This window comes from Rhodanobacter glycinis, assembly GCF_006438785.1.
Classification (GTDB): Bacteria; Pseudomonadota; Gammaproteobacteria; order Xanthomonadales; family Rhodanobacteraceae; genus Rhodanobacter; species Rhodanobacter glycinis_A.
On record NZ_RCZB01000001.1, the window covers coordinates 661,028 to 681,019 of the forward strand.

General features: G+C 65.0%; 19 protein-coding genes. 9 read left to right on the forward strand and 10 right to left on the reverse strand.

Features of this window, described 5'->3' with window-relative positions:
* Positions 1 to 33 precede the first annotated feature (33 nt).
* The 4 genes from EAH75_RS03365 to EAH75_RS03380 all read right to left on the reverse strand — a co-directional run bounded on the left by EAH75_RS03365 (position 34) and on the right by EAH75_RS03380 (position 4,652).
* Positions 34 to 543 (reverse strand): response regulator, encoded by a 510-nt coding sequence (locus EAH75_RS03365; RefSeq protein WP_140804218.1) that lies wholly within the window; start codon positions 541 to 543, stop codon positions 34 to 36.
* The gene (locus EAH75_RS03370; protein WP_140804220.1) at positions 518 to 1,726 is read right to left on the reverse strand and encodes a cation:proton antiporter; all 1,209 of its coding nucleotides are present in this window, start codon (positions 1,724 to 1,726) and stop codon (positions 518 to 520) included. The genes EAH75_RS03365 and EAH75_RS03370 overlap by 26 nt, the downstream gene beginning before the upstream one ends.
* Positions 1,727 to 1,790: 64 nt before the next feature.
* Entirely contained in the window at positions 1,791 to 3,185 is a 1,395-nt protein-coding gene (gene nhaD / locus EAH75_RS03375; RefSeq protein WP_140804222.1) for a sodium:proton antiporter NhaD, read from the reverse strand.
* Positions 3,186 to 3,251: 66 nt separating this feature from the next.
* The gene (locus EAH75_RS03380; protein ID WP_140805013.1) at positions 3,252 to 4,652 is read right to left on the reverse strand and encodes an MFS transporter; all 1,401 of its coding nucleotides are present in this window, start codon (positions 4,650 to 4,652) and stop codon (positions 3,252 to 3,254) included.
* Between the two features lie 283 nt (positions 4,653 to 4,935).
* On the opposite strand from EAH75_RS03380, the gene rnk reads away from it, so the two are divergent.
* Positions 4,936 to 5,346, forward strand: coding sequence for a nucleoside diphosphate kinase regulator (gene rnk / locus EAH75_RS03385; protein WP_140654178.1), 411 nt, complete (start codon positions 4,936 to 4,938; stop codon positions 5,344 to 5,346).
* Positions 5,347 to 5,350: 4 nt separating this feature from the next.
* On the opposite strand, the gene EAH75_RS03390 is transcribed toward rnk, so the two are convergent.
* On the reverse strand, positions 5,351 to 5,977 hold the full coding sequence (locus tag EAH75_RS03390) for a phosphatase PAP2 family protein (protein WP_140804224.1): 627 nt from the start codon (positions 5,975 to 5,977) through the stop codon (positions 5,351 to 5,353).
* Positions 5,978 to 6,093: 116 nt separating this feature from the next.
* Here EAH75_RS03390 and ligA point away from each other — a divergent pair, with 116 nt between their 5' ends.
* From ligA to gloA2, 3 genes are read left to right on the forward strand one after another with little or no spacing between them, the layout of a single operon-like run.
* Complete coding sequence (gene ligA / locus EAH75_RS03395) at positions 6,094 to 8,484, forward strand: NAD-dependent DNA ligase LigA (protein ID WP_140804226.1); 2,391 nt, start codon at positions 6,094 to 6,096, stop codon at positions 8,482 to 8,484.
* A complete protein-coding gene (epmA, locus tag EAH75_RS03400) occupies positions 8,484 to 9,440 on the forward strand; it encodes an EF-P lysine aminoacylase EpmA (RefSeq protein WP_140804228.1) in 957 nt (318 codons plus the stop codon). The genes ligA and epmA overlap by 1 nt, the downstream gene beginning before the upstream one ends.
* 7 nt (positions 9,441 to 9,447) lie before the next feature.
* Entirely contained in the window at positions 9,448 to 9,846 is a 399-nt protein-coding gene (gene gloA2, locus EAH75_RS03405; RefSeq protein ID WP_140804230.1) for an SMU1112c/YaeR family gloxylase I-like metalloprotein, read from the forward strand.
* A gap of 42 nt (positions 9,847 to 9,888) precedes the next feature.
* Here the strand turns inward: gloA2 and aqpZ are convergent, their stop codons facing one another.
* Positions 9,889 to 10,593, reverse strand: coding sequence for an aquaporin Z (aqpZ, locus tag EAH75_RS03410; protein ID WP_206666193.1), 705 nt, complete (start codon positions 10,591 to 10,593; stop codon positions 9,889 to 9,891).
* Positions 10,594 to 10,877: 284 nt separating this feature from the next.
* On the opposite strand from aqpZ, the gene EAH75_RS03415 reads away from it, so the two are divergent.
* Complete coding sequence (locus EAH75_RS03415) at positions 10,878 to 12,200, forward strand: MFS transporter (RefSeq protein WP_140804232.1); 1,323 nt, start codon at positions 10,878 to 10,880, stop codon at positions 12,198 to 12,200.
* Here the strand turns inward: EAH75_RS03415 and EAH75_RS03420 are convergent.
* Together EAH75_RS03420 and sbcB are read right to left on the reverse strand one after the other, a co-directional pair.
* A complete protein-coding gene (locus EAH75_RS03420; RefSeq protein WP_140804234.1) occupies positions 12,197 to 12,883 on the reverse strand; it encodes a DUF2461 domain-containing protein in 687 nt (228 codons plus the stop codon). The genes EAH75_RS03415 and EAH75_RS03420 overlap by 4 nt on opposite strands.
* A gap of 31 nt (positions 12,884 to 12,914) precedes the next feature.
* Entirely contained in the window at positions 12,915 to 14,360 is a 1,446-nt protein-coding gene (sbcB, locus tag EAH75_RS03425) for an exodeoxyribonuclease I (protein ID WP_140804236.1), read from the reverse strand.
* A gap of 69 nt (positions 14,361 to 14,429) precedes the next feature.
* Here sbcB and orn point away from each other — a divergent pair, with 69 nt between their 5' ends.
* The 4 genes from orn to EAH75_RS03445 all read left to right on the forward strand — a co-directional run bounded on the left by orn (position 14,430) and on the right by EAH75_RS03445 (position 18,391).
* Positions 14,430 to 14,996, forward strand: coding sequence for an oligoribonuclease (orn, locus tag EAH75_RS03430; protein WP_140654196.1), 567 nt, complete (start codon positions 14,430 to 14,432; stop codon positions 14,994 to 14,996).
* 40 nt (positions 14,997 to 15,036) lie between these two features.
* On the forward strand, positions 15,037 to 15,945 hold the full coding sequence (folP, locus tag EAH75_RS03435; protein WP_140804238.1) for a dihydropteroate synthase: 909 nt from the start codon (positions 15,037 to 15,039) through the stop codon (positions 15,943 to 15,945).
* Between the two features lie 63 nt (positions 15,946 to 16,008).
* Positions 16,009 to 17,361 (forward strand): phosphoglucosamine mutase, encoded by a 1,353-nt coding sequence (gene glmM, locus EAH75_RS03440; RefSeq protein WP_140654201.1) that lies wholly within the window; start codon positions 16,009 to 16,011, stop codon positions 17,359 to 17,361.
* 97 nt (positions 17,362 to 17,458) lie between these two features.
* On the forward strand, positions 17,459 to 18,391 hold the full coding sequence (locus tag EAH75_RS03445; RefSeq protein WP_140804240.1) for an isopenicillin N synthase family dioxygenase: 933 nt from the start codon (positions 17,459 to 17,461) through the stop codon (positions 18,389 to 18,391).
* 4 nt (positions 18,392 to 18,395) lie between these two features.
* On the opposite strand, the gene EAH75_RS03450 is transcribed toward EAH75_RS03445, so the two are convergent.
* Both EAH75_RS03450 and EAH75_RS03455 read right to left on the reverse strand, forming a co-directional pair.
* Entirely contained in the window at positions 18,396 to 19,067 is a 672-nt protein-coding gene (locus tag EAH75_RS03450) for a DUF6445 family protein (protein WP_140654205.1), read from the reverse strand.
* 80 nt (positions 19,068 to 19,147) lie between these two features.
* Complete coding sequence (locus EAH75_RS03455) at positions 19,148 to 19,957, reverse strand: SDR family NAD(P)-dependent oxidoreductase (protein WP_140804242.1); 810 nt, start codon at positions 19,955 to 19,957, stop codon at positions 19,148 to 19,150.
* Positions 19,958 to 19,992: the final 35 nt, after the last annotated feature.

Here is a 19,992-nt window from a genome sequence, read left to right on the forward strand (position 1 = left end):
ATGTGCCCGAGTGGCGGACTGGGATCGCGCGAGCTAGGCCTGGAAAGTCGGGCTTACCCGTTTCAGCGCCAGCCCGATCGACTCGAGCAAACGCTCCCCGCTGAACGGCTTGCGCAGGAACACGCCGCGTGGCGGAATCTCGGCGCAGTCCACTTCGTTGTCAGCGGTGATCACGACGACGGCAATGTTGGGATAGCGCTCGATCGCCCTCTGGCAAAGGTCGATGCCGTTGGTGCCTCCAGCCAGGATCACGTCCGCGACGATGACGTCGATCGACGGCGCATTTTGCATGTGGCTCAGCGCGCCATTGCAACTCTTGACCTGGATGGTCTGGAAGCTGTCGGTCATGGACAGACGCATGTCGAGGGATTGCAGTACCAGGTCATCGTCGTCGACGATGAGTACGGTTTTTTTCGTTTCCACGGGTATCCCTCGAAACAACGCAGCGCTGTTTAGCATATTCCCAGTCAGGTCCTGGTGGGGAAACGGCTTTGACGCGCCGGCAAGGGCCGGCGGTTCAGTCCTCCAGGCCGGGCCGTTCAACTGCGGGATCCTGGCCGTCGTCGCGCTTCAGTAACCACGCCAGCACCGGCGGCGTGACCATGGCGGTGAGCAGCGACATCGCCACGATGATCGCGTAGATGCGATCGCTGAACACGCCGGCAGCCAATCCCAGGCTGGCGATCACCACGCCCACCTCGCCCCGCGGCACCATGCCGAAGCCGATGATGGTGGCGGCGCGCCGGCCCAGCGACAACGCGCCCAGGAACCCGCCGAGCAGCTTGGACACGATCGCGATCACGGTGACGATCGCCAGCATTGCCAGCGCATCGACGCTGGCCAGTTCCGCCAGGTTGACCTTGGCGCCGGTCACCACGAAGAAGAAAGGGGTGAGAAACGACAGCAGCGGCTGGGTCTGGTGTTCCAGCGCGTCGCGCTGGCGCGTTTCCGAAGCGATCATGCCGGCGAGGAACGCGCCGATGATGGCGGCCAGGCCGAAGCGGGTCGACAGCCATGCCAGCCCCATGCAGATCGCCAGCACCACGGTCAATGCGGAATGCGGATTGATCGGTGCTTCCAGCCACGCCGAGCGGTGCCGCATCACCTTCGAGCCACCCCAGCCGATGATCGCCACGAAACCGATCGCGCCGGCCAGAGTCAGCAGCAGCGACTGCAGGTTCAGCGAGCCGCCGCCCTGCAGTGACGACACCACGCCGAGCAGCAGCATGGCCAGGATGTCGTCGATCACCGCGGCGCCCAGGATCACCCGGCTCTCGGTTCGCTGCAGCACGCCCAGCTCCTGCAGCACGCGCGCGGTGATGCCGGCCGAGGTGGCGACGAAGGCCGCGGCGACGAACAGCGACTTGACCCATTCGAAGCCTTCGCCATGCGCCCACAAGGCGCCGGCACCGAATGGCACGATCACGCCGAGCACGCCGACCAGCAGGGCGCTCTTGCCGACTTTCTTCAGGTCGTCCAGCCGCGTTTCCAGGCCCACCGAAAACAGCAGCAGCACCACGCCGATCTCGGCCAGCACGTCCAGCGGGGTGCCGGGCAGGATCTGCTCCGCAGTGAGCCAGCCCAGCAGCGACGGCCCCACCACGCAGCCGGCGGCGATCTCGCCGACCACGCCGGGCAGCTTCAGACGCTGGGCGATCTCGGCGCCGACCTGGGCAGCCACGAAGATGATGAACAGGGTGAGCAGGATGTCGGCGGCGTGATGCATGGGTCGTCGTTCCTTCGGGCGATGCGTGGATGCTACACGGCGGGGCGTTCGAGTCTTTCTCTACTCAGCCGCCGAACAGCGCGGCGGCCATCCACAGGTGCAGCGCGATGCTGGCAACATAGCCCAGTGCGATCGCCCAGCTCCAGCGCAGATGGCTCATGAAGGTGTATTGCCCGCGCGCTGCGCCCATCAGAGCAACACCGGCGGCCGAGCCGACCGACAGCAGGCTGCCGCCGACGCCGGCGGTCAGCGTGATCAACAGCCACTGCGCGCCATCCATCGGCGGATTCATCTTGATCACCGCAAACATGATCGGGATGTTGTCCACCACCGACGAGAGCACGCCCATGGCGGCGTTGGCCGTGGTCGGACCGAGGTTGCCGTAGAGCTCGTGCGAGGCAAGCTCCAGATAGCCGAGCGCAGCCAGTCCGCCCACGCAGGCGAACACGCCGTAGAAAAACAGCAAGGTGTCCCACTCGGCGTTGGCGATGATGCGGAAGATCGAATAGCCTTGCTCCTCCACACCTTGCGCCAGCGCGTAGTGACGCTGGCGGTAGTCGATGCGGCTGGCCACCAGGTTGAGCAGGGCCAGACCGGTCAGCATGCCGTAGGCGGCCGGCATGCCGAGCCACTGGCGGCCGACCACGGTGATCGCGATGGTCAGCGCAAACGTCAGGCAGATGCTGATGCCGCCGTGCTTGATCCGGCTGTGGCCATTGGCGCCAGCGGGCCTTCCGCCGGGCAGGGCGAAGGACATGATCAGCGCGGGTATCAACCAGTTGACCACAGCCGGAAAGAACAGCCGGAAGAAATCGAAGAACTGCGCCTTGTTCGCCTGCCACACCATCAGCGTGGTGATGTCGCCGAACGCGCTCCAGGCACCGCCGGCATTCGCCGCCACCACCAGGTTGATCATCGCCAGCGTGATGAAGCGCGCATTGCCGGCGCCCACCGCCAGGATCACGGCCGACATCACCAGCGCGGTGGTCATGTTGTCCAGCACCGGCGAAAGCAGAAATGCCAGCAGGCCGGTGATCCAGAACAGCGAGCGGTAGCTGAAACCGCGCCGGGTCAGCTGCGAACGCAACGCCTCGAACACGCCGCGCTCGCCCATCGCGGTGACATACGTCATCGCCACGACCAGGAAGAAGAAGATCTCCGCGTACTCGAGAAACATCGTTTCGAAGGCTTGCCGGGTCAGTGTGGCGTCACCAGCCGCGGCACCGGTTTTCCAGGCGATCATGCCCCAGATCAAGGCCGCCGCCAGCATCACCGGCTTGGATTTGGCGATGTGGATGCGCTCCTCGAAAATCACCGCCACATAGGCCAGCACGAACAGCGTCAGCGCGATCCAGCCGACCGGATGCGGCACCAGATGAAAGTTCACGTCGGCGCCGGATTCGGCGGCGAATACTGGCGTACAGGCAAACATGGCGGCCAGGGTGGCGAACCAGCGCATGGAAGATCCTCAAGGGAAGCGGCGGGTGATCGCCACAGCGTATCAGGCGCTCGCGGGCCACTGCTGCTACGGTCTTGCCGGTGTCTCCACCGCAGCGGCCGGCGGTTGGTCGATGCGCAGCCGGCTGAACACGCGGCTCGCCGCGGCCGTGATCGCGGCCAGCAGCAACACCGTCCAGCGGAACGCCACGACATAGTCGTCGTGGGCATGGCCTTGCAGCATCGCCTCCATCAGCAAGGTGGCCAACGCGATGCCGAAACTCATTGCGAGGTATTGCACGGTCGATGCCATCGACGAGACCATCGAGGCGTGCCGGATATCCACATCGTGGTAGATCAGCGTGTTCATCGCGGTGTACTGCAAGCCCGAGAAACAGCCGTAACCGAAGGTCAGCAGGACGATCAGCCAGACCGGCGAAGTCGGGCCGAGCAGGGCGAACGCGGCGAGCAGCACGGCCACGATCACCGTGTTGCCGAGCAGCAGGCGCCGGTAGCCGTAGTGGACCAGTGCCCGGTTGATCATCCATTTTGCGCTGATCGAACCCACCGCCTGCGGCACCATCATCAAGCCGGCCATCAGCGGCGACCAGCCACAGCCCACCTGCAGGAACAGCACCAGCAGCAGGAACATGCCGGAGATGCCGAGCCGGGTGAACAGTCCACCCGCCAGTGCCACCCACACGCTGCGCACACGCAGCAGCCGCAGATCCGCCACCGGATACGCCGTGCGCCGGCTGTGCCACACGTAGACCGCGCCCAGCAGCAGCGCGAGCATGCTGCACAGGCCGATCCGCATCCACGGCACCGGATGGTTGCCAGCCAGTTCCGAGGCGGTCAGCAGCAACGCGGAGGCGGCGGCAAACAGCAGGAAGCCCAGCAGGTCGAAACGGTTGGCGCGATCGAGCCGGTAGTCGGGCATGTCGCGCTTGTTCATCCACACGCCGGCGATCGCCACCGGCACATTGATCAGAAAGATCAGCCGCCACGAAGTGAACTGCACCAGCGCGCCGCCGAGTAGCGGCCCCAGCACCGAACCGAGCAGGCCGAACGTGGCCACCGTACTCATCGCGCGCACGAACTCGTGCTTGTCGATGCTGCGCACCAGTACATAGCGACCCACCGGCATCAGCGAGGCGCCGCCGATGCCCTGCAGCACGCGCGCCGCCACCAGTTGCGGCAGAGTCTGCGCCAGGCCGCACAGCAACGAGCCCACGCCGAACACCACGATGGCGATGCCGAACACGCGGCGTGTGCCGAGGCGATCGCACAACCAGGGGCTGGCGGGGATCAGGATCGCCAGGGTCAGCACGTAGCTGGTCAATGCAGTGCGCATGCCAAGCGGCGTCACCGCCAGCGCTTCGGCCATCGCCGGTACCGCGGTGTTGACTACGGTGGAATCCAGCGCCTGCATGAAGAACGCCGCGGCGACCAGCCACAACAGGCCACGGAAACGCTCGCGCGAAGACATCCCGGACAGATCAGGCCCGGACAGATCGGCAGGAACCGTCGCTGAGGTGGAGACAGCAGCGGCAGCAGCGTGGGGGTCCGCGGCGGCTTGGTGGGGCATGGTCCCGCATGATACCTGCTACGACAGCTTGCTTTTCGCGGGTGGTATCCGCAGAGTCAGCCTTGTTTCATCAGCCAGTCATGCCCAGATAGTCATGGTGGCCATTCACGACCCCACGCGCCGGGACGGTTTCGTTCCGGCGCGTGCTTTTGTGCGGCAGGAGCCGCGAGCACCAGGAAAAGCCATGAGCAGCAAGCCACCGATCACCGTTTCCCGCATCGACATGGAGCGCATTGAAGCGTTGCTGGAGCGACTGCCTGCCGCCGACGCTGCGAAGCTCGATGCGCTGCGGGCCGAGCTCGATCGCGCCGAAGTGGTCGAGCCGGCCGCGATGCCGGAGCACACCGTGACGATGAACTCCACCGTCACGTTCGCGGACGAAAGCAATGGCGAGAAGCTCACCCTGACCCTGGTGTATCCGGCGGCGGCCGGTGCACCGGGCACGGTGTCGATCCTGGCACCGGTAGGCAGCGCGTTGCTGGGGCTGGCCCGTGGCCAGCAGATCGACTGGCCGACCCCGGACGGGCACAAGCGTCGCCTGAAGGTGCTGGAAATCAGTTACCAGCCGGAAGCGGCCGGACACTTCCACCGCTGAGCCATCACGGCTTGAAATGGTGCACGAAGCCCACCTGAAAGCCGCCCGGCAACCAGCCGACAATCAACGGTGACTGACGATGGGCGGCCCACAGGCCGACGCCGGTGCCGAGCGCTGCGCCCACCAGCACATCGCTCTGCCAGTGTCCGCGGGTCTTGACCCGCGCCACCGCGTCGTAGACCGGCAGCAGGGCCAGCGCATAAACGGCTGGGTGATCGTCGCCGTAGGCAACCATGAACGGAGTGACCGCCGCCGAAATCGCGGTTACCTCGCCGCTGGGGAAACTCTGCGCATGCCGCCCCTTGAAGAAGCGGTTGGGGTTGTCGGTCTGAGAAGGACGCTCGCGCTGGAAGGTGTATTTCATGGCCTGCGCGCCGACACCGGAGATCACCATGGCATCCACCGAGCGCCAGAACGTGTCGCCGAGCTTGTCGTTGTCGCCGAACACCAGTGCGCCAGCGCCCACGGTGATGATGGTGCCGTACATCAACGCATTCTGGTTGCCGCGTTTCCAGATACCGCTGTTGTCGTAGTGGAGGCGGTGGTCGATGCCGAGCGGCCCGCCGCCAGCGATGGCGGTGCCCGAGATAGCCAGGGCGGCAAGACATGCCAGGTACTGTTTTGTGCGCATGATCGATGACTCCTGCACCGTGCGGCCCGAACTTATGCCTGTCAGCTTTCATTTCGCTTACTTCGCGGCTGGAATCCACGGGTATCGCTAAACTGGGCGAAGCCAAGGAGACCCGCATGACCGATCGCCCAGCCCCCGCCCAGACCATCGCCCGCGTCGCCGCGCTGCGGGCGCAGATCGAGCAGGCCAATTACCGCTATCACGTGCTCGACGAACCGGAGATCACCGACGCCGAGTACGATCGCCTGATTCGCGAGCTGGAAGCGCTGGAGTCCGAGTACCCGGCGCTGGCTTCGATCGATTCACCGACGCGCAAGGTCGGCGCGCGGGCGCAGGGCGGCTTCGCCGAGGTGAGGCACCAGTTGCCGATGCTGTCGCTGGGCAATGCGTTCGAGCAGGACGGCGGGACCGAGCGCGAGCGCTTCCGCGAAGTGGCCGAGTTCGAGCGGCGCATCGAGCACACGTTGAAACGGACCGAACCAGTCTTTTCGGTCGAGCCGAAGCTGGACGGTCTGGCGATCAGCCTGCGCTATGAGCACGGCGTGTTCGTGCAGGGTGCCACCCGTGGCGATGGTGAGACTGGCGAGGACGTGACGGCGAACTTGCGTATGGTGCGTGCGATCCCGTTGAAACTGCGCGGCAAAGACTGGCCCGACGTGCTGGAAGTGCGCGGCGAAGTCGTCATGCTGCGCAAGGATTTCGAGGCGTTCAACAAGTACGCCCGCGCGCATGACGAGAAGCCGCTGGCGAATCCGCGCAACGGCGCGGCCGGCTCGCTGCGCCAGCTCGATCCGGCGGTTACTGCGAAACGGCGGTTGAGTTTCTTCGCCTACGCGATCGGTGTGGTCGAAGGTGGCGAACTGCCATCGACGCATTCCGCCACGCTGCGGCAATTGCGCGAGTGGGGTTTTCCCGTATCGCCGGAAGTGGATACCGCACGCGGCTTCGACGGCCTTCTCGCGTACTTCCATCGCATCGGTGCGAAGCGCGATGCGTTGCCGTACGACATCGACGGTGTGGTCTACAAGCTGGACGACTACGCTGGCCAGCGCGAGATGGGTTTCGTCTCGCGCGCGCCGCGCTGGGCGATCGCGCACAAATTCCCGGCGCAGGAGCAGACCACCACGGTCGAGGCGATCGAGATACAGATCGGGCGCACCGGCGCGGCAACACCCGTGGCGCGACTGGCGCCGGTGCAGGTCGCCGGCGTCACCGTCACCAATGCCACCTTGCACAACGCCGACCAGATCGCGCGTCTGGACGTGCGTGTTGGCGACACCGTGATCGTTCGCCGCGCGGGTGATGTGATTCCCGAAGTGGTGCGGGTGATCGAGGATCAGCGCCCGGCACATACATCGCCATGGACGATGCCGAAGCACTGCCCGATCTGCCATTCCGCCTTGATCCGCGAAGAGGGCGCGGCGGCTTGGCGCTGTTCCGGCGGCCTGATCTGCGCCGCGCAGCGCAAGGAGGCACTGATCCACTTTGCCTCGCGTCGGGCGATGGACATCGAAGGTCTCGGCGAGCGTTTCGCCGAGGCGCTGGTCGAGCTGGATATCGTGCACACGCCGGCCGATCTGTATGGATTGGGTGTGGACGATTTCGTCGACATGAAACGGCGCGTCGACGAGCGTGATGGGACCACGCCGGAGACGGTGAAAGCCGGCAAGGTGGCGACCAAGTGGGCCGAGAACCTGGTCGCGGGGATCGCGGCCAGCAAACACACCACGCTGGCGCGTTTCCTGTTTGCGCTCGGCATCATGCATATCGGCGAGAGCACCGCGAAGACGCTGGCGGCGTGGCTGGGCCGGCTCGACTTCGTGCGCAGCACGCCGGCACCGGTGTTGCAGGTGTTGCCGGACATTGGCGGCGAAGTGGCTACGTCGATCGCCGGATTCTTTGCGCAGGAAGGCAACCAGCAGGTGGTCGATGCGCTGCTCGCTGCCGGCATCGTTTTCAGCGACGAGGCAACACCATCGCCGCTGCTGCGCGAGCGCCTCAACCTGGGCGTGCTGCTGGACATGGCGAAGGTCAACAAGCTCGGTCCCAAGAGCTGCAAGCTGCTGGCACAACATTTCCCCACGCTCGACCGGCTGCTGGCGGGTGGGGCGGTGCACTGGATCACCGCCGGCGTGCCGCAGGCGGCAGCGACCGGCCTTGAAGTCCATCTTGCCGATCCGGTTGCCGTGGCCGAATTGCGCGACGCCGAGGCAGCGATGCGGCGTCTGCTCGAAGCGATTCCGGCGAAGGCAACGGCGGCGCAGGCACCGCTGGCCGAGCAGACCATCGTGCTCACCGGTACGCTCACCTCGCTCAGCCGCGACGAAGCGAAGGAGCGGCTGGAGGCGCTGGGCGCCAAGGTCTCCGGTTCGGTATCGAAGAAGACCAGCTTCGTGGTCGCAGGCGAAGCCGCCGGCTCCAAGCTCGACAAGGCGCAGGAGCTGGGTGTGGCGGTATGGGACGAGGCGCAGTTGCTGGCGCTGCTGAAAGAACACGAGGCGGGTTGATGGATGCGAATCGGATCGCCTCGCTGCAGTTGCGTGCACGGCTCTACGCGCTGATCCGGGGGTTCTTCGCCGAACGCCAGGTGCTGGAAGTGGAGACGCCGATCCTGTCCGCCGCCGGCAACACCGATCCGAACATCGAGAGCTTCAGCACGATGTTCAGCGGTCACGTCGATGCCGGTGCGCGCGAACGCTGGTTGCGTACCTCGCCGGAGTTTCCGCTGAAGCGCCTGCTCGCCGCCGGAATCGGCGACTGCTACGAGCTGGGTCGGGTGTTCCGCAATGGCGAGGCCGGTGGTCGGCACAATCCCGAGTTCAGCATGCTGGAGTGGTATCGCGTCGGCTGGGATCATCGTCGCCTGATGCAGGAAACCATCGCCCTGGTCGAGGCCGCGCTGACGCTGGTCGGGCGGCGCGCCGAGGTGCTGATCGAGAGTTACCGACAGCTGTTTCTGGACGAGCTGGGCATCGATCCGTCGCATGCATCGATCGACCAGCTGCGCGCGCCGCTGGCCGAGTACAACGTCGGCCCGGAAGGGCTGGAGCGTGACGACTGGCTCGATCTGCTGATCACGCACAAGCTGCAGCCGTCGTTTCCGCGTGACCGCATCACGCTGATCCACGATTACCCGGCCACGCAGTGCGCATTGGCCAGGATCCGCCCTGGCGAGCCGCCGCTGGCCGAACGTTTCGAGTTGTATCTGGGGCGCTACGAGCTGGCCAACGGCTATCACGAGTTGAACGACGCGGCGGAGCAGCGCGGGCGCTTCGAGCGCGACAACGCCTTGCGTCGCCGCCGCGGCCTGCGCGAGATTCCGATCGACGAACGTCTGCTCGATGTACTCGACGCGCTGCCCGATTGCGCCGGCGTGGCGCTCGGTGTGGAACGCCTGTTGATGTGTCTGGCCGGCACCGATGCGATCGCCGACGTGCTCGCGTTGCCCTTCAACGAGGCCTGAGTGGACCATGGGCAAGCCGCTGCTGACCGCCATCCATCATGTCGCCTTGATCTGCTCGGACTATCCGCGTTCGCGCGCGTTCTACAGCGAAACGCTGGGGTTGCCGATCGTGCACGAGGTCTATCGCGAGGCGCGCAATTCCTGGAAATGCGATTTGCTGGTCAGCCCCGGCGTGCAGCTGGAGCTTTTTTCCTTTCCCGATCCTCCACCGCGACCGTCACGGCCCGAAGCGCAGGGTCTGCGTCACCTGGCTTTTTCGGTGCCCGATATAGATGCGGCAGTCGCCATGCTGGGCGAGCGCGGAGTGAGTTGCGAACCGATCCGGGTAGACGAATACACCGGCAGGCGCTTCACCTTTTTCGCCGACCCCGATGGCTTGCCGATCGAGCTTTACGAGGCGGGCTGAGCCGGCCCGAACCCCGCCCGTTGCCGGGCGGGGTGGATGACATCAGGCGTCGCGACTTTCCAGCAGATAGCGATAGATCAGGCCGCCGACGATGCCGCCGATCAGCGGCACCAGCCAGAACAGCCACAGCTGCTCGATCGCCCAGCCTCCATGGAACAAAGCCACGCCGGTCGAGCGCGCCGGATTGACCGAGGTGTTGGTGACCGGAATGCCGACCAAGTGGATCAATGTCAATGCCAGGCCGATCGCCACGCCAGCAAAGCCGGCCGGTGCGCGCTTGTCGGTGGCGCCGTGGATCACGATCAGGAAGAACGCGGTGAGCACCAGCTCAGCCACGATCGCTGCCTGCATCGAGTAGTGGTCGGGGGAATGTTCGCCATAACCGTTGGAAGCGAAACTGCCGGCACCGACATCGAAGCCGGCCTTGCCGCTGGCGATCAGGTAAAGCACGCCGGCCGCGGCAAGAGAGCCGATCACCTGAATCACCACGTACGGCAATACGTCTTTCGCCGGGAAGCGGCCGCCGGCGCACAAGCCCACGGTGACTGCCGGATTGAAATGACCGCCAGAGATATGCCCGACCGCGTACACCATGGTCAGCACGGTAAGACCGAAGGCCAGCGCGACGCCGGCAAAACCGATGCCCAGTTCCGGAAAGCCAGCAGCCAGGATGGCACTGCCGCAACCACCGAACACCAGCCAGAACGTGCCGAAGAATTCGGCACCAAGACGCTTGCTCATGCTCATCAGAAAACTCCTTGTCGGTTGAATGCGTGGCGCAGGCGGCGTCGCCGCGAGCGCAATTCGTCACAACATGCGAGGACGTTTTCCCCAGAACCGCTCGGGTCGCGGCAACGCATGCCGATGGACGCGCGATGCCACCCCCGACTTCACCCGGCATCCCTGTCGGTCGCACGCAGCATAAGCGATGCCGATGGCACATGACGAAACTCGCCCGCGGATTCCTCCCCGCTGCATGGCGATGCGCTATGTTGCGCGGATCATTGCCTGAGTGACCCATGGAATCGCCGATGACCGATGCCGCCATCTCATCTCCGTCGTATACCTCCGTACCGCCACGTGCACTCGACCGCCGCGATCTGCGCACGTTGGGTCTTTCCGCGCTTGGTGGCGCGCTGGAGTTCTACGATTTCGTGGTGTTCGTGTTCTTTGCGATTCCATTGAGCCATCTGTTCTTTCCGCCTGACACCGCTGCATGGCTGGCCCAGTTGCAGGTGTTCGGCATCTTCGCGGCGGGATATCTGGCGCGGCCACTGGGCGGCATCGTGATGGCGCACTACGGCGACAAGCTGGGGCGCAAGAAGATGTTCACGCTCAGCGTGTTCCTGATGGCGGTGCCCACGCTGGCTATTGGCCTGCTGCCGGTGTATGCGCAGATCGGCATGCTGGCGCCGTTGCTGCTGCTGTTGCTGCGGGTGGTGCAGGGCATCGCGGTAGGTGGCGAGGTACCCGGTGCGTGGGTGTTCGTGGCCGAGCATGTGCCCGCGCAGCGGATCGGTTTCGCCTGCGCCAGCCTTACGTCGGGGCTTACCGTGGGCATCCTGGTCGGCTCGCTGGTGGCCGCGGCGATCAATCGCCAGCTGACGCCGGCCGAGGTGCTTGAGTACGGTTGGCGGCTGCCGTTCCTGGTCGGCGGCGTGTTCGGCTTCTTCGCGGTGTGGCTGCGCCGCTGGCTCAGCGAGACGCCGGTGTTCGAGGCAATGCATGCACGCAAGGAGCTGGCGAGCGGGCTGCCGTTGCGGCAGGTGTTCGAGCGACATCTGCCCAGCGTGCTGCTGTCGATGCTGGTGACCTGGATGCTCACCGCCGCGATCGTGGTGATGATCCTGATGACCCCGACGCTGGCGCAATCGGTGTTCCACATCGAACCGGCACGCGCATTTCTGGGCAACAGCGTGGCATCGTTTGCGCTGGCGCTGGGCTGCCTGTTCTATGGCTGGTTGACCGATCGCATCGGCCACGCGCGTGCCCTGCTGGTGGGTGCGATCGGCCTGCTGCTGTGCAGCTATGTGCTGTATTTCGATCTGCAGGCCGGCGGCGCGCATTTTGTCGTGTTGTATGCGCTGGCCGGCTTCAGCGTGGGCGTGACGGGCGTGGTGCCGACGCTGATGGTGCTGGCGTTTCCGCCGGCGGTGCGGTTTTCCGGGCTGTCGTTCTCGTACAACATTGCCTACGCGCTGTTCGGCGGCCTTACGCCGCCGCTGATCGGTCTGCTGGTCAGGCGGTTCGGCGTGCTGGCGCCGGCGCATTACGTGGCGTTTACCGCCTTGATCGGCATCGGCGTGGCCGGCTGGTCGATCGCCACGTCGCGCGACGCGTCGCGATGTGCCTAGAACTCCAGCTCCTGCGCCGCGCAGAGGTAATCGACCAGCGGTGCGACACGCTTGAACGTGGTCACTGTCCACGGCAGCAGCTCGGTGGAGCAGGCCAGCTCTTCGCTGAAGCCGGCCGAGGCGACGAAATCCTTGCGCTTGAGGTCGTCGATCAGCTCGTGCGCCGGGTCGTAACCGCGTGGCGGCCGCACCAGTGATTCGCCGCCCAGCTGCAAATGATCGCGGAAGGCCTTGCTGCGCGTAGCGCTTTTCCAGGCGGCGGGGTTGTCGGCGAGAAACCCGCGGATGTGCTTGAGCGCGTCCGGCTCCGGATGCCACATGCCGCCGCCGGCGAAGCAGTCGCCGGGCTGGATGTGCATGTAGAACGATGGCGCCGGGATCTCGTGGCGGCGTTCGTGGAAGAAGCGCGAACCCTGCCACGGCTTGTAGGGAAGCTTGTTGTTGGAAAAGCGCGTGTCGCGAAAGATGCGGAACAGCGAGCCGCCGTTCTTGCGTGGGTCGGCGCGGTAGTGCGGGCTGATTTTCGCCAGCGGTGTTTGCAGGTCGGTGATCAGTTGCAGAAATGGCTCGCGCACGTGGCGTTCGTAGTCGGCTTTGTGCGCATGGAACCAGTCGCGACTGTTGTTGCGGTCCAGTGCACGCAGGAAGCGGAAGGTGGCGGCGGTGAAATAGCTTTGGGGCATGGTGGGCCGATGGGTTTGGGGTGAGGGTGATTCAGTGGGTGTCGATACCGGCGGCGAGTTGCTCGCCCCAGGCCTGCAACTGGTCGAGCAGCGCCAGCTTGTCCTGCGCCTGCGAATCGTTGCGCAGCTCGGCCAGGCGTGTGAAGTAGTCGTCGAGGGTCAGGCCGGTCAAGGCGGTGTGGCGGGTCAGTCGCGCCTGGCGGAAAGCTTCCCAGCGCGCGCGTTCGTCGGCATCCAGTGTCTCGGGCCAGTTGCGCGCGCGGTAGCGGAACAGCAGCTCCGGATAACGCGCATCGCGAAACGGAAATGGGCGCGTGCCCAGTTGCTCCTGTGGCGTGGCACGTACCTGGGCCAGCAGGCGCTTGTCGGAATCGGGCAGGAAACCGCCGCCGTACAGCGCCAGCTCGGGGTCTTCCGGCGGCGGCAGTTCGGCCGCGCGCTGGAATACGCGCCGCAGTTTTTCCGGCAGCCCGTCGACGGCGCGCAGCACATCGCGATGGGCCTGGCAGCGGGCCAGGTCCAGCTGCAGGCGTTCCAGGTCCACGCCTTGCAGTACCGACAGCGGCGCCAGCGCCGGTGCGTGGTTCGCGCGGACGGTGCGCAGCGGGATGCGCTCGACGCCTTCGGGCAGATCGGCGCGCGCGGTGAAGATGCGGTCGGCGATCTCGTCCTCGTCCAGCGCCAGCCATTCAGCCGGATCGGTGGCCAGGTCGTACACGATCACTTCACCGGCCCGGCTCGGGTGGGGCGCCAGCGGGGCGATCACGGCGAGGCAGTGGCGACTGGCCGGGTAGCGCGAGGACACATGCACGACCGGCGTCATGTTCACCACATCGAGCAGCTCGAACACTTTCTGCTTGCGGCGCAGGCCGTAGTACCAATCCCACAATCGCGGCTGGCGCACACGGATCAATCGCGCCAGGTCGATCAGCGCGTAGACGTCCGACAGTGCATCGTGGGCACGCTCCTGCTTGAGCTGGTTCGCGCTGGCCAGGTGTTCCAGCTTGAAGCTGGGCGAGCCGTCTTCGCGGGTCGGCCAGACGATGCCTTCGGGCCGCAGTGCCTGGCACAGGCGCACCAGGTCGATCAGGTCCCAGCGCGAGTTGCCGTTCTCCCACTCGCGGCCGTAGGGCTCGTAGAAATTTCGGTACAACATTTGCCGGGTGAACTCGTCGTCGAAGCGCAACGAGTTGTAGCCGACCCCGCAGGTGCCCGGTGCAGACAATTGCTCGTGCACGCGGGCGGCAAAGGCGGCCTCGGTGATGCCCTCGCGCTCGGCCAGTTGCGGGGTGATCCCGGTGATCATGCAGGCGTCGGGATGCGGCGGCATCTCCAGCGGCGGCCGGCTGTAGAACATCACCGGCTCGCCGACGATCTCCAGCTCCAGGGTGGTGCGGATGCCGGCAAACTGCACCGGTCGGTCGCGCCGCGTATCGGCGCCGAAGGTCTCGTAGTCGTGCCAGAAGAAAGTCTGCATGGGCTGAATCATCGCATGCTCAAAAGTGCGGGGGACAAGACTGATAAACTCCCGCCACAAGGAGAGCTCATGAGCCAAGCCCACGAAGACAACCTGATCTGGATCGATCTGGAGATGACCGGCCTCGACACCGACAACGACTCGATCCTGGAGATCGCCACGGTGGTCACCGACAAGGACCTGAACGTGCTGGCCGACGGGCCGGTGTTCGCGATACGCCATGAGATCGACCGGCTGGAGTCGATGGACAGCTGGAATACCAACCAGCACCACAAGTCCGGGTTATGGCGACAGGTGCTGATTTCGGAAACGGATCACGCGATGGCCGAACAGGCCACGGTGGATTTCCTGCGCGCTTGGGTGCCGCCGGGCAAGTCGCCGATGTGTGGCAACTCGATCTGCCAGGACCGCCGCTTCATGCATCGACAGATGCCGCGGCTGGAGCGCTACTTCCATTACCGCAACCTGGATGTGTCCACGCTCAAGGAACTGGCTCGGCGCTGGGCGCCGGAGATCGCCAGGAGTGTCGGCAAGGAGTCGGCGCACACGGCGCTGTCCGATATCCGCGATTCCATCGCCGAGCTGCGCCACTACCGCCGTTTCATGGGTGAGCTGGGCGGTCAGGTTCCGGTTTGATGCTGTGTGGCCGGTTGCGGTATCCAATGAGGTAAAGAGCATGTCGATCGATCTGTTTGCGACCGTACTGGATTGCGCCGGGCGCCCATTGCGGCTCGACCGCGCGCGTGTGGTCGGCATCCTCAACGTCACTCCCGATTCGTTCTCCGACGGTGGCATGCACGCCGGCGTGGAAGCAGCTGTGGCGCATGGCTTGCGCATGGCGGAGGAGGGCGCGGACATGCTCGATGTCGGCGGCGAGTCGACGCGGCCTGGCGCGGCGGAGGTGTCGGTCGAGGAAGAGCTGCGCCGCGTACTGCCGGTGATCGAACAGCTGATCACGCGCACCACGCTGCCGATTGCGATCGACACCTCCAAACCGGAAGTGATGCGCGCGGCGGTAGCCGCAGGTGCCGGCATGATCAACGACGTGTATGCCCTGCGTCGCGACGGTGCGATGGGGGTTGTGGCCGAACTGGGCGTGCCGGTGTGCCTGATGCACATGCAGGGCGAGCCGCGCAGCATGCAGGCCGATCCGCACTACGACGACGTGGTCGGCGACGTGCATCGGTTTCTCACTGACCGGCTGTTCGCCTGCGAGCTGGCCGGGATCGACCGGCGCAAGGTACTGGTCGACGTCGGTTTCGGTTTCGGCAAGACGCTGGAGCACAACCTGGCGCTGCTGTGCGCGCTGGAACGCTTCGGCAATCTCGGCAGTGGCGTATACGCCGGGCTGTCGCGCAAGGCTATGATCGGCACGCTGACCGGCCGGACGGAACCAGCCGATCGCGCGGCGGGCTCCGCGGCGGCGGCGCTGATTGCCGTTCAGCGTGGCGCGCGCATGGTCCGCGTACATGATGTGGCCGCCACCGTGGATGCTTTGGCGGTGTGGCGGGCCGTGCGTGCTGTCGATGCAGTGCCGCGGCGGGACGACAAACCGGCCATGCCGCGTTGGCCGGACGACGATTGAACGACATGTTCGTGACGGCGCATTGATTCGGGACAGGGGAAACTCGCGGGAATTGTGGACACGATGAACCAACGCAAATATTTCGGTACGGATGGCATTCGCGGGCTGGTCGGGCAATGGCCGATCAGCGCGGATTTCATGCTGCGGCTGGGGCGTGCTGTCGGCAGCGTGCTGTCGCGCGAAGGTGAGGATCGGCCCAAGGTGCTGATCGGCAAGGACACCCGCATTTCAGGCTACATGTTCGAGGCCGCACTGGAAGCCGGGCTGGTGGCCGCCGGTGCCGATGTGGGACTGCTCGGGCCGATGCCCACGCCCGCCGTGGCTTTCCTCACCTGCTCGATGCGCGCGCAGGCTGGCATCGTGATCAGCGCCTCGCACAATCCGCATCATGACAACGGCGTCAAGTTCTTTTCTGCCGATGGCGAAAAGCTGTCCGACGCGATCGAACTGGCGATCGAGCAGGAGGTCGATGCGGACTTCGTCACCGTGGCCTCCGAGCGGCTGGGCAAGGCGGTTCGTGTCGCCGATGCGGTGACGCGCTATGCCGAGTTCTGCAAGGCCACCGTGCCGGACGATTTCAGTCTGCGCGGGTTGCGGATCGTTTTGGACTGCGCGCATGGCGCAACCTATCAGGTGGCACCGAAGGTGTTTGCCGAACTGGGCGCCGAGGTGGTGGCCATCGGCGACAAGCCGGACGGTTTCAACATCAATCGCGAGGTGGGATCGACGCACCCGCAGGCGTTGCAGCAGGCGGTGCTGGCGCATGGAGCCGATATCGGCATTGCGTTCGATGGTGATGGCGACCGGGTGATGCTGGTCGACCGGCACGGCGTGCTGGCCGATGGCGATGACATTCTCTACGTGCTGGCGCGCAGCCTGCATGCGCAGGGATTGCTCAAGGGGCCGGTGGTGGGCACCTTGATGAGCAACTACGGCCTGCAACTGGCGCTGGCGGAGTTCGACGTGCCGCTGATTCGCGCCAACGTGGGCGATCGCTATGTGATGCAGCAACTCAGGCAGCACGGTGGCATGCTCGGCGGCGAGACGTCCGGCCACATCCTGTGTCTGGACCGGGCCACCACCGGTGACGGTATCGTCGCTGCACTGGCGGTGCTGGAGGCGTTGACGCTGTCGGGCCAGGATCTCGCCGCGGCCCGCCAGGGCCTGAAGAAATTGCCCCAGGTCATGCTCAACGTGCGTGCTGCCGGTGCCCGCGAGGCTCTCGCCGGCGACGAGGTGCGGCAGGCGCTGGCCGAGGTGGAACGGATCCTGCACGGTCGCGGCCGGGTGGTGCTGCGCGCGTCCGGTACCGAGCCGCTGGTACGCGTCACCATCGAAGGTGCGGATGCCGCGGAAGTGCAACAGTTGGCCGAGAAGCTCGCCGAGACTGTAAAATCCGCAGCCGAACGCTCGTGAACCTGTAGCCGTATTGGGTCGCCATGGATTGGCCCGACGTGCCCCGCCCTTGCGGTGCGGATGACCGACCGCACGCCTTGCCCAGTGGACTACAGCCATGAAGAATGTTCCCACCCTCGATATCCGTCGTTACGACAGCGACCGCGACGCCTTTGTTGCCGAGCTCGGCGCGGCCTACCGCGAGTTCGGCTTTTGCTGCATCAGCGGACATGGCATTCCGCATGAGCTGATTGACGGCTCGTACGACGTGTTTAAGCGCTTCTTCGCGCTGCCGACCGAGACCAAGATGAAGTATCACGTCGCTGGTAGCGGCGGGGCGCGTGGCTACACGCCGTTCAAGGTGGAGACTGCCAAGGACAGCCAGTACGCCGACCTCAAGGAGTTCTGGCACGTCGGCCGCGAAATTCCGCGTGATTCGAAGTTCGCCGATGTGATGCCGCCGAATCTGTGGCCGAGCGAGGTGCCGGACTTCAAACAGTACGGCTACGGCCTGTACGAAGCGCTGGATCAGCTCGGCACCCGCGTGTTGCGCGCACTGGCACTGCATATCGATCAGCCGGAAAACTTCTTCGAGGACAAGACCGACGTCGGCAACTCGATCCTGCGCCCGATCCACTATCCGCCGATCACCCAGGACAACATTCCGAACGTGCGTGCCGGTGCGCACGAGGACATCAACTTCATCACTCTGCTGGTTGGCGCCAGTGCCGAGGGGCTGGAAGTGCTCAGCCACGGTGAATGGTTGCCGATTACCACCGAGGGCGATGCGATCGTGGTGAACATCGGCGACATGTTGCAGCGGCTGAGCAACCACGTGTATCCGTCTACCTCGCACCGGGTGGTCAATCCGCAGAACGAGAATGCACGCAAGCCGCGTTACTCGGTGCCGTTCTTCCTGCATCCGAATCCGGACGTGGTACTGGATCCGCTCGATTCATGCATCACGGCGGATAATCCGCGGCGCTACGACACCTCGATCAGCTCACACGAATACCTGCTGCAGCGTCTGCGCGAAATCAAGCTGATCTGAGGTGTCAGGCCATCCAGAAGAACACGGCGGTCATTCGCTTGGTCGCCGTTTCCAGTCCCCAGTACGCGGTGGCGCTGTGAATCAGGTTGGCCTTGTAGACCAGCAGCCGGTTGAAGCGATGTTCCACGCGCACGTCCTCGACAAAGGCATTCGGCTGCACGAAGCGGTTGCCCAGCGCCTCCGCCAGAGTGCGATACGGCGGCATCACGATGTTGCCGCCGAGCTGACCACCCGGCATGCGCTGGCGAAAGAAGCTGGTGCCGCATTGGCTGGGCACGTCCGGGTTGAGATACAGCACGGCCGCGTAACGACAAAGATTCGTCGAATCGGTGTGCGGCTTGACTGCGCCTTCGACGGATCCAACCATCTGCACGCAATTGTGATTGAGCCGCATGCCCGTCTCGGCCTGCTCGACCCAGACTTTTTTCGCGCCAGTCAAAAGACAGACCTTCGCATCCAATGTGCTCAACTCTTCGTCCAGCAAGGCAGGCGTGGCGCGCATGCCAGGCCACACTTCAGCTGTGTAGGGATAACCCAGTTCCCAATCGGTTTTGGCCAGGCAACGCGCACGCACCTCACCGGCATTCGGCAAGGCATCGTCCAGCACCCAATAGTCGCGACCTTCGACGGGCTTGCGATAAGGCAGCGGGCGCATCTGGGTCGGAAACAGGGACATGGTGTGGAGAGCCGTGGATGAAGGTGCGGGCAACAGTAGCCGATGCGGCGGCGCGAATCGCGGGATGGGTGTGAGCCGACCTAACCCTGGGTGTTGCGATAGCGCTTCGACTCCCTCGCGGAAAGCCAGAGCGCGAGCCGATCGGGCATCAACTGGACGATGGTCTTGATGGTGCGGTTGACCCGCCCGGGAATGTAGACCGCATCGCCGCGCTCCACTGCAGCGATGCCCTGGCGCACCACCTCTTCCGCGCTCAGCCACATGAAGGCCGGCAACTTGTTCATCTTGTCGCGGGTGCGGGTGACATCGTGGAACTCCGACCAGGTGAAGCCAGGGCACAACGCGCAGACATGCACGCCAGCGGCGCGGTTTTCCAGCGCCAGCGATTGCGAAAACTTGATCATGTACGCCTTGGATGCCGCATATAGCGTATGTCCGGCCGGCCCGGGTACATGTCCGGCGAGCGAAGCGACATTGATGATGCGACCACGACCACGCTGGCGCATCCCGGGCAGCAATCGCCACGCCAATTCGGTGGGAGCCGTGAGAAGCACTCGCAGGAAGTCGGCATGCGTCGTCCAGTCGTTGGCCTCGAACGTGCCGGGCACCCCGTAACCGGCGTTGTTTATCAGCCAGTCCATCTGCAGGCCGCGTTGTTCCAGCGCGTCGCAAAGCGTCTGTGGCGTGGCTGGATCGGCAAGGTCACCGGTCAGCACGGTCACCTGGATGCCGTGTTGACCGCGCAGCTCGCTGGCGAGGGATTCCAGTCGATCGGTACGACGCGCGGTCAGTGCCAGGTCGTGACCGAGTGCAGCCAGCTGTCGGGCAAACGCGGCGCCTATACCGGAGGACGCGCCGGTGATCAGGCTGAGTGGACGGGGCATTGTCATGAGGCGTTCCGAGTTGAGAACGGCATTCTTGACCG

Bases quoted from the DNA above. Each gene is read 5' to 3' on its own strand.
- nhaD (WP_140804222.1), bottom strand. From the start codon at position 3,185: ATGCGCTGGTTCGCCACCCTGGCCGCCATGTTTGCCTGTACGCCAGTA.
- rnk (WP_140654178.1), top strand. From the start codon at position 4,936: ATGAGCAGCAAGCCACCGATCACCGTTTCCCGCATCGACATGGAGCGC.
- aqpZ (WP_206666193.1), bottom strand. From the start codon at position 10,593: ATGAGCATGAGCAAGCGTCTTGGTGCCGAATTCTTCGGCACGTTCTGG.
- folP (WP_140804238.1), top strand. From the start codon at position 15,037: ATGTCGATCGATCTGTTTGCGACCGTACTGGATTGCGCCGGGCGCCCA.
- EAH75_RS03455 (WP_140804242.1), bottom strand. From the start codon at position 19,957: ATGACAATGCCCCGTCCACTCAGCCTGATCACCGGCGCGTCCTCCGGT.
- orn (WP_140654196.1), top strand. From the start codon at position 14,430: ATGAGCCAAGCCCACGAAGACAACCTGATCTGGATCGATCTGGAGATG.
- EAH75_RS03420 (WP_140804234.1), bottom strand. From the start codon at position 12,883: ATGCCCCAAAGCTATTTCACCGCCGCCACCTTCCGCTTCCTGCGTGCA.
- EAH75_RS03380 (WP_140805013.1), bottom strand. From the start codon at position 4,652: ATGTCTTCGCGCGAGCGTTTCCGTGGCCTGTTGTGGCTGGTCGCCGCG.
- glmM (WP_140654201.1), top strand. From the start codon at position 16,009: ATGAACCAACGCAAATATTTCGGTACGGATGGCATTCGCGGGCTGGTC.
- ligA (WP_140804226.1), top strand. From the start codon at position 6,094: ATGACCGATCGCCCAGCCCCCGCCCAGACCATCGCCCGCGTCGCCGCG.
- epmA (WP_140804228.1), top strand. From the start codon at position 8,484: ATGGATGCGAATCGGATCGCCTCGCTGCAGTTGCGTGCACGGCTCTAC.
- EAH75_RS03370 (WP_140804220.1), bottom strand. From the start codon at position 1,726: ATGCATCACGCCGCCGACATCCTGCTCACCCTGTTCATCATCTTCGTG.
- EAH75_RS03390 (WP_140804224.1), bottom strand. From the start codon at position 5,977: ATGCGCACAAAACAGTACCTGGCATGTCTTGCCGCCCTGGCTATCTCG.
- EAH75_RS03445 (WP_140804240.1), top strand. From the start codon at position 17,459: ATGAAGAATGTTCCCACCCTCGATATCCGTCGTTACGACAGCGACCGC.
- gloA2 (WP_140804230.1), top strand. From the start codon at position 9,448: ATGGGCAAGCCGCTGCTGACCGCCATCCATCATGTCGCCTTGATCTGC.
- EAH75_RS03450 (WP_140654205.1), bottom strand. From the start codon at position 19,067: ATGTCCCTGTTTCCGACCCAGATGCGCCCGCTGCCTTATCGCAAGCCC.
- sbcB (WP_140804236.1), bottom strand. From the start codon at position 14,360: ATGCAGACTTTCTTCTGGCACGACTACGAGACCTTCGGCGCCGATACG.
- EAH75_RS03415 (WP_140804232.1), top strand. From the start codon at position 10,878: ATGACCGATGCCGCCATCTCATCTCCGTCGTATACCTCCGTACCGCCA.